Here is a 10,933-nt window from a genome sequence, read left to right as displayed (position 1 = left end):
GTACTACCCCCGCCTACGTCAATGTACAGATAATTTTTACTTTTATCTATATTTTGATCTGCATGGCTTGCATAAATAACCTTAGCTTCTTTTGAACCATGAATGATCTCCAGGTCAATACGGGCTTCTTCTTTTATCAACTTTACTACGTCTTCTCCATTTTCAGCCTCGCGCATGGCCGATGTAGCGTAGGCCAGATAATCTGTCACCTTATAAACATCCATCAGATTCCTAAACGCCTGCATTGATTTTACAAGATCGTTAGTTTTTCTTTCAGAAATATGCTGCTGTATAAATGCATCGTCGCCCAATCGTAACGGAACCCTTATCAGTGTATTCTTTTTAAAGGAAACCGAACCATTGTTTTCAATAATGTCGGCAATTAGCAGCCTTACTGCATTTGAACCTATATCTATAGCGGCGTATCTCAATTTTTTGTGTTTTTAGATTTGAGGTAATTATATATTTCTATTTGTGCGCGATGAGCTTCGGCAGAATTTGTTTTGTGGTATTTGTTGGTATTGTTGCTGTTTATTTCACGGGCCTTGGTGTTATCACGCAGCTGAATATTAATAATATCTTTAATTTCTTTATGCAATTCCTCGTCATATACCGGGAAGCCAACCTCTATCCGGTTATCAATATTACGGGTCATGAAATCGGCAGATGTTAAATACAATAATTCGTGGCCGTCATTACAGTAAATATGCACCCTGGCATGCTCCAGATACTTATCAACTATACTTATTACTTCAATATTTTCGCTGTAACCCTTTTCGCCGGGGATGAGGCAGCACATACCCCTTATGATCATCTTTATTTTAACACCGGCATTACTGGCCTGATATAGCTTAGTGATCAGACTTTCATCAGCAAGGCTATTCATTTTCAGGATCATGTATGCCTGTTTACCAGCCTTTGCATTTTTTATTTCGTTATCTATCAACCTGTAAATAGCCGGTCTTGAATCAATTGGCGAAACAATTAAATTCTTTAAGCCCTTAGGCAAGGTATTTTTATACAATGCTTTAAAAACCACAACCAGGTCATCGGTGATCTTTTTATTAACCGTAAACAGGGTATGGTCGGCATATATTGTGGCGGTTTTTTCGTTGAAGTTTCCGGTTGATAAGCACGCATAATGAACAGGCTGTCGTTTTTCGATACGGGTAACCAGGCATATTTTAGAGTGTACCTTATAACCGGCAACACCATAAAGTACATTTACGCCTTCTTCCTCCAGCCTGTTGCTCCAGAATATATTATTCTGCTCATCAAAACGGGCCCTGAGCTCAACCAGGCAGTGTACCTTTTTGCCGTTTTTTGCAGCATTGATGAGCGCATGTATTACCCTTGAATTTTCGGCAAGCCGATAAACAGCTATACTGATCTCTTTAACCTTTGGATCAATAGCAGCTTCGCGTAAAAAGTGAATGATATAATCAAATGACTGGTATGGTGCGCTCACCAGGTAATCTTTTTTAGCAATTAACCCAATTAAACTTTTACCAAAAGACAGATCCTCAACCGGCAAGGGCGGGTACTTATTGTATTCCAGCTCGGGTCGGCCAACATTAGGGAACGAAATAAAATTCTTGAAATTATGATACCTGTTGCCCGGTATAAGACTTTCGCCATGCAGGCCCATTTTGTTTACCAGGTATTTTAACATATCCATAGGCATATCGGTATCATAAAGTAAACGCATGGGTTTACCTTTTTTACGCTTTTGCAAACTTTTGGATAGTGAATCAATAAATTTATCGCTTACTTCTTTATCCAGGTCAAGCTCCGCATCACGAGTGAGCTGTAAAGAATAAGCCTCGATATTGTCATGGTTAAAAATGAAAAATATATCCTCCAAACTATACCTGATAATATCATCCAGCAGGATAATGAACTTCAGTTTATTAGTTTCGGGCAGTACCACAAACCTCGACAGGGTGTCAGGAAACTCAATGAGCGCGAACCTTGATTTTTTGTTTTTGGTAAGTTTTACAAAAAAATAAATCGCCCTGTCGCGCAGTTCGGGTAAAGGCAGGGAGTCATCAAGCATGATAGGTACCAGGGTAGCCAGCAGTTTCTCCCTGAAATAGCTTTTAACAAACGCCCCGCGGGTTACGTTAAGCTGCTTATCGTTCAGCAAAAATATCTTCTCTTCGGCAAGCTCTTTTACAATGATATTTTCATATAGGTTGTTAAACTTACGCTCCTGCTTTACTACAATATTTTTTATTTGGTTCAGTATCCTTTTAGGATTGTATCCCAGTATCTCCTTTGATTTTTCATTCAAATTGGCCAGGCGGCTCAGCGTTGCTACCCTAACACGGTAAAACTCATCAAGATTGGACGAAAATATAGCCAAAAACTTAACCCGTTCAATTAGTGGAACAGTTGGATCAGCAGCTTCCTGTAAAACTCTGTCATTAAAATATAACCAACTTATCTCTCTGTTTATTAAGGGAACCTGTTTATCCATATAAATTGCCCGCTCAGGGCCCACTTTTACAAAACTGCTTATTTATTTGTTAACTTAATATTAACTCATTGGTATTTATAGGGTTTTTATTCATTATTATTTATTGCACTATGTAAACAAATTAAATTTACACACTATATAAATGTTTACAATACATTAGTTTTGTAAACATTTATAAATCCATTACTTATGCCAACATTTGATATAGTAAGCAAGATAGACGGGCAGACCCTTGACAACGCTATCAATACTGCAAAAAAGGAAATATTGAACCGTTACGATTTTAACGACTCGAAAAGTACGATTGACCTTGATAAAAAAACCAACGAGATAACTATTGTTACCGAAAATGATATGCGTTTAAAAGCAATTCAGGATTCTATCATCGGTCGTATGGTAAAACAGCATCTTGACTCTAAGGCTTTAGACTTTGGAAAAGAGCAATACGCATCGGGCAATATGATACGTAAAGAGATAAAAGTTAAGGAAGGCATTGATAAAGAAGCCGCCAAAAAAATAGTTAAAAAAATAAAGGACAGCGGTTTAAAGGTGCAGGCCTCCATTATGGACGATCAGGTACGTGTTCAGGGTAAAAAAATAGATGACCTGCAATCGGTGATCAGCTTATGCCGCGGCGAAGACTTTGGGCAGCCATTGCAATTTATAAACATGCGGGATTAATTATATAATAATTTAGTCATGCCGAATTTATTTCGGCATCCCACGGAACAGGTGGCCAGCATAGCATACATTGCAAGAGAGATGCTGAATCAAGTTCAGCATGACACGTTTAAGATATAAAACACAAAGAGGCGCATTTATGCGCCTCTTTGTGTTTTATATCTTCTTACCTGGAATACCGGTTTAGCCCGCAACTTCCACTTCTTTAACCTCATTAGGGCGACCATTCTTGAAAGCCTTGCGAGGTGATAAACCCAGCAATTCAAACATAGCCATATCAGTATCAAATGATGGGTTTGGTGTAGTCAAAAGTTTTTCACCGGCAAAAATAGAATTAGCGCCAGCCATAAAGCAAAATGCCTGTTCAACTACACTCATTTCGGTACGACCTGCAGATAAACGCACCACAGTTTTGGGCATGATGATACGGGTAGTAGCAACCATGCGCACCATATCCCAAACAGACACCCGTGGCTGGTTAGCCAATGGGGTTCCCTGAACAGGTACTAATGCATTGATCGGAACAGATTCCGGATGCTTAGGCAAATTTGACAGAGTATGTAACATAGATACGCGGTCTTCCACGGTTTCGCCTAAACCAATAATACCACCGCTGCACACGGTAATTTTTGCTTTGCGTACATGCTCCAGCGTTTGCAGCCGGTCATCATATGTACGGGTTGATATAATACGCTTATAGTCCTCCTTAGAGGTATCCAGGTTATGGTTGTAGGCATACAGGCCCGCATCAGCTAAACGTTGCGCCTGGCTTTCGGTAAGCATACCCAGGGTACAACAAACTTCCATATCAAGGCCATTCACGGCTTTCACCATCTCAATCACCTTGTCAAAATCTTTATTATCACGCACCTCGCGCCAGGCAGCGCCCATACATAACCTTGAAGCACCACCGTCTTTGGCTTTTTGAGCTACGGCCAAAACTTCTTCCTTTGGCATAATGGCATGTACATCAACCCCGGTATTGTAACGTGCTGCCTGCGGGCAATAAGCACAGTCCTCGGGACATCCACCGGTCTTTATCGAGATCAGCGAACTGATCTGCACTTCGGCATAATCCTTATTTTCACGATGGATGGTTGCGGCCTTGTAAACAAGGTCAAGCAGTGGAGTATGATATATTTCAGCTATTTCTTCTTTCGTCCAGTTGTATCTTACCTCAGTCATTCTGTTTCTAATTTTGATGGTTCAAATTTATAATAAAAGCTGGAATAGCAAGTGGTGAGTAATGAGTTTTGAGTTCTTAGTAATTTTAAAGACTTATGGATCAATTCACTCAACACTCAAAACTGGTCACTCAAAACTTTCCCTACTGATGTAATAAAAGCTTTGTAGCCAGCCAAAGCGGCAATAAAAAACCTATACAATCAGTAAATGTGGTGATAATGATGGATGATGCTACCGCCGGGTCGATCCCTACCCTCTTTAATATCAGAGGAATAGACGCGCCTGTTAAGCCGGCGATGATCAGGTTGCCCGTCATAGCTAAAAACAGCACCAAACCAAGCAAAGGATTAGCATCGTAAAAATAAGCCACTAAAAAAACGATCAAGCCATTGGCTCCGCCATTTATCATGCCTACCAAAAACTCTTTCAGCACCGTATTGTAGGCCTGTTTATCGCTCAGGTCGCTCAGCGAGATACGTCTTACTGTAACAGCCAGCGCTTGCGTAGCGGCGTTACCTCCCATCCCGGCAATAATGGTCATGTATGCCGAAATAACTGAAAGCTTGGCTACGGTAGAATCAAAATCACGAATGATGGATGCTGCCAAAAATGCTGTACCTAAATTGATCACCAGCCAGGGTAAACGGCTTTTTACCGCGTCCTGCCAGTTACCGCTCAATTCTTCATCTTCTGATACACCCGAAATCTTCAATATATCCTCGGTGTTCTCTTCTTCCATTACGTCGATGATATCATCAACCGTAACACGGCCCAGCAGTTTCATGTCGTCATTAACAACGGGGATACTGGTAAGGTTATATTGCGATATTAAACGGGCAACCTCCTCCTGGTCAACATCAGCTTTTACATATACAAAGTTGGTTTGTACCAGGTCGCTTACCTTAGCATCGGCTTTTGCCTTAATAATTGTTTTTATGGATAGGATGCCTTTCAGGATGTCATGATCATCAACCACATAAATGGTATATAGCTCTTCCATCTCTTCAGATTGATGGATGATCTCGTCTAATGCACCCTTTTTATCAAGGTTAATATTTACCTTGATAATTTCAGAATTCATCAAACCACCGGCCGTGTCCTCATCATAGTTTAACAGAGCGCGGATGCTGCTGGCATCTTCCTGGTCAATATCCTTTAGTATTTCATGCTGCTGTTGCTCATCCAACTGCGAAATAATATCAGTCGCGTCATCATAATCCAGCTCTTCAACTATCTCAGATCTTTTTTCGGGATGAAGGTTCACCAATAGTTCTTCCGGGTGATGTTCTTCATCCATTTCCGAAATTACTTCTGATGCAACGTCGGTAGGCAGAATATTGATGATTCGTTCTTTGGCTTCTTGCGGAAGTTTTTCAAATAATATAGCAATCTCAGAGGCGTGGTATCCCTGCAGAACTTTCTCTAACTCAGCATCATCGCCTTCCAGGGCGGCTTTTATGCGGAGCAGATCGGTTTTATCGATTTCAAATGATTGCATATGCGACTAAAATAGTTATTTTATGCAGTAAGTAGGGAATTAAAAAGGCATTAAAATAAGTGTAAAATATAGAATAGGAAGTCATGCCGAACTTGTTTCGGCATCTCACAGGATATGTCGACTATATAAGTGTTTTACCTTACATATGGGATGCCGAAATAAATTCGGCATGACCCAGGGGCTGGGTATTACAGGCTGTAGTCATATTTAGCAATAACCCCGCTTAGTTTGCTGACTTTCATTAGCGTTTGCTCAACCTGCGTTTTGCGAATGGAAACCTGTATACTGCAATCATTATCAAACTGCTGATGAATGATGGTCAGGTTATCATCTTTAATGATGCGCATTACATCATTCATTTGCAGGTAGTCAAATTTAATGGTATAAATATCATTAACAGTTTTATGGATAATGACCGCCTGGTTAAGCGCCTCGTCCGTTGCGACTTTATATGCGTTAATTAAACCCGGTACCCCTAACAGTGTACCACCAAAATATCGCACCACAACTACCAGAATATTAGTCAGATCGCGGGATAACAAGGTATTGAGTATTGGGCGACCAGCTGTACCCGATGGCTCCCCATCATCATTAACCCTAAATACCGATCTGTCGATACTTAAACGCATGGCCCAGCAATGATGATTAGCCTTAGGATGTTCGGTTTTTAGTTTAGCCACTATGGTTTTGATATCGTTTTCGGAGTTTATAGGATAAGCATAACCCAGGAATTTACTGCCCCGGTCGCGGAATATACTTTCGGTTGGTTTTTCTATGGTTTTGTAAGTATCGTCAAAGAGCATTAAAAATTCTATTTAGCATAGGAGATAACTATGATAGCCACAACAGCTATAACAACACCTGCTTTGTTGAGCCAGCTAAGTTTCTCTTTAAAAATGACTAAACCAACCAGTGTACCCACAGCAATAACGCCAATGTTCATGGCCGAGAAAACGGTTGAAGGATTATTTGACAGGGCCTGGTGGGCTTTCAGGTAAAAAAGTATGTTGCCGAAATTGGCCACGCCCAATATCCAGCCAATAAAAATATGCGGCCACGAGAATTTTGTTTTTTTGGTGGCAACCWGGTAAAGTAACCCGGCCATAGCTATAGCAAAAGCCAGTATATACACAATAAACAATGATGTGGTATAAGGCAAGCCTTTAAACAGGGCTATCTCTTTAAATAACACATCAATAATACCCATACCAACAAATACCACGAGCAAATAAAACCATGAAAATTTGGTTATTCTGTTTCCATGGCTTTTTTGCTGCCACGGAATGGAGCATATGATGGCGATAAAACCAAGCGCTATGCCTACAATTTTTAAACTGGTAAGTGCTTCACTAAACAACACAAATGAGGCAACTACAGGGATAAATAACGATAAACGCTGCGCCACATCGGTACGCACAATACCGGTGAGCCTGATAGAGAAAGCAATAAACCAAAAAACCAGGGGTAATAATAATCCAAGCCCCAGGTAATTGTAAATAGGCGCACCCTGCAAGTGTGAAAGCTGCGGTTTAAAAAATATCCAGGTAAGCAATATAGCCATGGAATAGTTCCAGGTGATGGCTTGAAAAACATCAATCTGGTAACGCTTGGCAAGCTTTAACAAAACAGAAACTACAACACTGCAGCAAATACTTAAAAAAACGTATAGCATTATATAATTGGCTTGTTATATATTATTTGTAGACCATCATCTCCTGATGGAAATTCGTCAGCAATTATACCTGTTATTTGTGGTGCTTTTATACCATTTTTTAAAACAATTTTACCGGTAAAAATACGGGCTTCATCCCATAAGCCGGCTTCTATAAAAGTTTGCAGGGTATGTGCCCCACCTTCAATAATTACAGATTGAATATCCTGCAGATATAACTGGTATAAAATATACTGGGGTACGTACCGGTCAAAATCTTCCAGGGCTATATATTTATTTCTGCCATCCGCATCAAACTTAACCTCGTTAAATACAAATGTATCAGTTGATTGATCAAATATATTTAAGTCTTTATTTAATTCCAGCCGCCTGTCAATCACTACTCGTTTAGGTGATCTGCCTTCCCAGTAACGCACGTTTAGCTGAGGGTTATCTACAGCAGCCGTATTTTTACCTACTAATACCGCATCCTCTTCGCTGCGCCATTTATGCACCAGCTTACGCGATTGCTGGCCGGTTATCCATAGCTGGCTGCCATCACCAGGTGCAAAAAAACCATCATTGGTTTGTGCCCATTTTAATATAATGTATGGACGGTGTTTTTGTACCCGCGTAAAAAACCGACGGTTAAGCCATTGGCATTCCTTTTCCAGCACTCCTGTAATCACTTCAATACCTGCTGCCTTTAGCTTTTCAATCCCTTTGCCATCAACCTGTTCAAATGGATCGCGACAGCCCACTACTACTAAGGGGATCTGATGTTTAATGATCAGATCGGCACATGGTGGTGTTTTACCATAATGGGCGCATGGCTCTAAAGAAACATAAATTACAGCCTGTTTTAATAATTCGGCTGAGTTTTCAAATTTGCTGGTTACCTGTGCAATGGCATTCACTTCGGCATGAGCTTCGCCATATTTATGGTGATAGCCTTCGCCTATTATTTTGCCATCATGAACTACAACTGCACCAACCATAGGATTGGGGCTCACCAGCCCCATGCCCAGTTCGGCAAGTTCAATGCAGCGCTGCATATATTTTTCATGTTTAACCATGCTGCAAAAGTAGCTTTTATGTTACTTTGTTGCATGATTACTATTAAGGATGTTTTTGAAGATTACAAACAGCTGAACAAGGTTTATGAAACTAAGGAGATCCAAGCCATTACCTTATTAGCCATCAGTGAAATAAGTGGACTGTCAAAAGCGTCGATTAAAGCATTTCCTGAAAGGGAACTAAGCATTGAACAAACGCAAAAGCTAAAAAATGCCCTTACCCAATTACAAACAGGCGAACCCATTCAGTACATTTTAGGCATAACTGAGTTTTATGGTCTGCCCTTTAAGGTAAATCCATCCGTGCTGATCCCCCGCCCCGAAACGGAGGAGCTGGTGGAGTGGATTTTATCAGTGGCGGGTACCCGGTTGCCAGTTGCCGGTTCTCAGTTTACTGGTAACATCCTTGACATTGGTACAGGTAGCGGTTGTATTGCCATTAGTTTAAAAAAGAACTTACCGCAAGCACAGGTTTCAGCGATTGATATATCTGAAGGGGCATTACAAACCGCAAAGGAAAATGCCGAATTAAATGAGGTTGAGGTTAGCTTTATTAAAACAGATATCCTTATTATTAAATCCGAAATCAAACTTCCGAAATCCGAAATCATAATCAGCAATCCCCCTTATGTTACTTTAGACGATAAAAAACAAATGCATACCAACGTGACCAATTTTGAGCCACATACGGCATTGTTTGTTCCCGAGCATGACCCGCTTGTATTTTACAAAGCCATCGCTGATTTTGCATTATTAAACCTTACTCCAAACGGCCTGTTGTTTTTTGAGATCAACGAGCTTTATGGCCAGGAAACAGTTAAACTATTAAAAGATAAAGGCTTTATAAGCACAGAGTTGAGAAAAGATATGAGTGGCAGGGATAGAATGATTAAAGCTATAATTTAGTGACGCATTCTACTTAGTTATAAATAATTTGTTCGATCATTTTATAATGTCCGTACTTGCTTATATCATTATTGACTGCTACTTTTAACTTAAATTTATTTTTTTCAAAAAGCATTTTCTTTTTAAATGATGGCAATTCATTACTTGCCATAAAACCAAGATCAACTTCCACTTCACTAATGATTTCGACCGATGATCTGAATACTTTGTTATTAATATTAAATAGTTGTTCAACTACACCGTCATAACGCTCTAAAAGTATTTGAAGCATATAGGCGTTGGTTGCCGAATAATTACCTAAATCATTAAATAGAACTTTTAGCTCATTTAATTCCCCTAAATAATCTGCCATATGTATTAATTTTTAATTAATATTATCAAGCGTAATGCCGAAACCTTCTTATACTCAGAACAGTGTGGAGTTAATTAATTTCTATACCTAACCTGTGTAAATCCCGCCACAATAAGGGGAATTAAATAGCAATTATCTATCAAAGAATACCTGAAATGATATGAAATTGCCGTTAAATACTACAATGTATTGATTAAAGCAACTAACTCCGGGGATGAAACTGGCTGATGGTGCTTTTCAGATACTCCCTGTCAAGGTGGGTGTATATCTCGGTGGTGGTAATGCTCTCATGGCCCAGCATTTCCTGCACGGCCCTAAGGTCGGCGCCCCCCTCTACCAAATGAGTGGCAAATGAATGCCTGAACGTATGCGGACTTATGGTTTTCTTTAAACCGGTAAGTTCAACCAGCTCTTTGATCATTAGGAATATATATACCCGGCTTAATCTTGATCCCCGGCGGTTCAGGAAAACCATATCTTCCTCACCTTTTTTTATGGCAATGTGTACACGTACATTTTCTATCCATATTTTCAGGGCACGGATAGCCTCGGCTCCAATGGGTACAAGTCGCTCTTTATTCCCTTTGCCGGTCACTTTTATAAATTCAATATCCAGGTAAAGGTTTGATAGTTTAAGCTCTGTTAATTCAGACACCCTTAAGCCGCTGCCATACAATGTTTCGAGTATGGCTTTGTTACGTGCACCCTCTGGTTTAGATACGTCAATGGCGGCTATGAGTTTGTTGATATCCTGATAACTCAGTGTGTCAGGCAGTTTGCGTTGTATCTTGGGCGACTCCAGTAGTTCCGAAGGATCGATCTTGATAAGATCTTCCATCAACAGGTATTTATAAAAAGCTTTAATGCCCGATAATACCCTGGCCTGTGATGACGGGATCATACCCAGGTTAATTGCCCAGTTAATAAACTCGCGCAAATCACCTAAAGCAATTGTTTCTGGCTTTAATTTAACTATTTGTAAATCAGAAAATTGATATAGTTTTTCTATATCCCTGCCATAAGCTTCAATAGAATTATCGGCCAGCGATTTCTCTAACTTCAAATAGGCTTGAAAACCTTTTATTGCCGAACGCCACTCCAATTG

General features: G+C 40.0%; 11 protein-coding genes. 2 read left to right on the top strand and 9 right to left on the bottom strand.

Going from position 1 to position 10,933, the window contains the following annotated elements; genetic code table 11:
* Both AC1DRQ_RS26660 and ppk1 read right to left on the bottom strand, forming a co-directional pair.
* Nucleotides 1-431, bottom strand: a 431-nt coding sequence (locus tag AC1DRQ_RS26660) for a Ppx/GppA phosphatase family protein (protein ID WP_477428431.1), incomplete at its 3' end; no start/stop codon positions are given.
* A complete protein-coding gene (gene ppk1 / locus AC1DRQ_RS26655) occupies nucleotides 428-2,479 on the bottom strand; it encodes a polyphosphate kinase 1 (RefSeq protein WP_477428429.1) in 2,052 nt (683 codons plus the stop codon). The genes AC1DRQ_RS26660 and ppk1, both read right to left, overlap by 4 nt.
* 189 nt (nucleotides 2,480-2,668) lie before the next feature.
* On the opposite strand from ppk1, the gene AC1DRQ_RS26650 reads away from it, so the two are divergent.
* A complete protein-coding gene (locus tag AC1DRQ_RS26650) occupies nucleotides 2,669-3,160 on the top strand; it encodes a YajQ family cyclic di-GMP-binding protein (protein WP_429401068.1) in 492 nt (163 codons plus the stop codon).
* Nucleotides 3,161-3,343: 183 nt separating this feature from the next.
* Here the strand turns inward: AC1DRQ_RS26650 and bioB are convergent, their stop codons facing one another.
* The 5 genes from bioB to ribD form a co-directional block, all read right to left on the bottom strand.
* Entirely contained in the window at nucleotides 3,344-4,345 is a 1,002-nt protein-coding gene (gene bioB, locus AC1DRQ_RS26645; RefSeq protein ID WP_429401070.1) for a biotin synthase BioB, read from the bottom strand.
* Nucleotides 4,346-4,487: 142 nt separating this feature from the next.
* On the bottom strand, nucleotides 4,488-5,843 hold the full coding sequence (gene mgtE / locus AC1DRQ_RS26640) for a magnesium transporter (protein ID WP_429401072.1): 1,356 nt from the start codon (nucleotides 5,841-5,843) through the stop codon (nucleotides 4,488-4,490).
* Nucleotides 5,844-6,031: 188 nt separating this feature from the next.
* Nucleotides 6,032-6,646, bottom strand: coding sequence for an IMPACT family protein (locus AC1DRQ_RS26635; protein ID WP_477428426.1), 615 nt, complete (start codon nucleotides 6,644-6,646; stop codon nucleotides 6,032-6,034).
* 8 nt (nucleotides 6,647-6,654) lie between these two features.
* Nucleotides 6,655-7,515, bottom strand: a complete 861-nt coding sequence (locus AC1DRQ_RS26630) for an EamA/RhaT family transporter (protein ID WP_477428424.1) — start codon at nucleotides 7,513-7,515, stop codon at nucleotides 6,655-6,657.
* Nucleotides 7,515-8,570 (bottom strand): bifunctional diaminohydroxyphosphoribosylaminopyrimidine deaminase/5-amino-6-(5-phosphoribosylamino)uracil reductase RibD, encoded by a 1,056-nt coding sequence (gene ribD / locus AC1DRQ_RS26625; RefSeq protein WP_477428422.1) that lies wholly within the window; start codon nucleotides 8,568-8,570, stop codon nucleotides 7,515-7,517. The genes AC1DRQ_RS26630 and ribD overlap by 1 nt, the downstream gene beginning before the upstream one ends.
* A gap of 33 nt (nucleotides 8,571-8,603) precedes the next feature.
* Here ribD and prmC point away from each other — a divergent pair, with 33 nt between their 5' ends.
* A complete protein-coding gene (gene prmC, locus AC1DRQ_RS26620) occupies nucleotides 8,604-9,476 on the top strand; it encodes a peptide chain release factor N(5)-glutamine methyltransferase (RefSeq protein ID WP_477428420.1) in 873 nt (290 codons plus the stop codon).
* Nucleotides 9,477-9,489: 13 nt separating this feature from the next.
* Here the strand turns inward: prmC and AC1DRQ_RS26615 are convergent, their stop codons facing one another.
* Together AC1DRQ_RS26615 and xerD are read right to left on the bottom strand one after the other, a co-directional pair.
* Nucleotides 9,490-9,828, bottom strand: a complete 339-nt coding sequence (locus AC1DRQ_RS26615; protein ID WP_429401082.1) for a hypothetical protein — start codon at nucleotides 9,826-9,828, stop codon at nucleotides 9,490-9,492.
* Nucleotides 9,829-10,030: 202 nt separating this feature from the next.
* Nucleotides 10,031-10,933 (bottom strand): site-specific tyrosine recombinase XerD (gene xerD / locus AC1DRQ_RS26610; RefSeq protein WP_477428417.1); only part of this gene is annotated, 903 nt, incomplete at its 5' end.

This window comes from Mucilaginibacter sp. P4_E8, from assembly GCF_056401495.1.
The sequence above is the reverse complement of the archived record's forward strand: the minus strand, read 5'-3'. Positions and strand labels throughout refer to the sequence as shown.

What these genes read in the sequence shown, in the direction of transcription:
- prmC (WP_477428420.1), top strand. Translation starts at nt 8,604, where the DNA reads ATGATTACTATTAAGGATGTTTTTGAAGATTACAAACAGCTGAACAAG.
- ribD (WP_477428422.1), bottom strand. Translation starts at nt 8,570, where the DNA reads ATGGTTAAACATGAAAAATATATGCAGCGCTGCATTGAACTTGCCGAA.
- AC1DRQ_RS26650 (WP_429401068.1), top strand. Translation starts at nt 2,669, where the DNA reads ATGCCAACATTTGATATAGTAAGCAAGATAGACGGGCAGACCCTTGAC.
- mgtE (WP_429401072.1), bottom strand. Translation starts at nt 5,843, where the DNA reads ATGCAATCATTTGAAATCGATAAAACCGATCTGCTCCGCATAAAAGCC.
- ppk1 (WP_477428429.1), bottom strand. Translation starts at nt 2,479, where the DNA reads ATGGATAAACAGGTTCCCTTAATAAACAGAGAGATAAGTTGGTTATAT.
- AC1DRQ_RS26615 (WP_429401082.1), bottom strand. Translation starts at nt 9,828, where the DNA reads ATGGCAGATTATTTAGGGGAATTAAATGAGCTAAAAGTTCTATTTAAT.
- AC1DRQ_RS26635 (WP_477428426.1), bottom strand. Translation starts at nt 6,646, where the DNA reads ATGCTCTTTGACGATACTTACAAAACCATAGAAAAACCAACCGAAAGT.
- bioB (WP_429401070.1), bottom strand. Translation starts at nt 4,345, where the DNA reads ATGACTGAGGTAAGATACAACTGGACGAAAGAAGAAATAGCTGAAATA.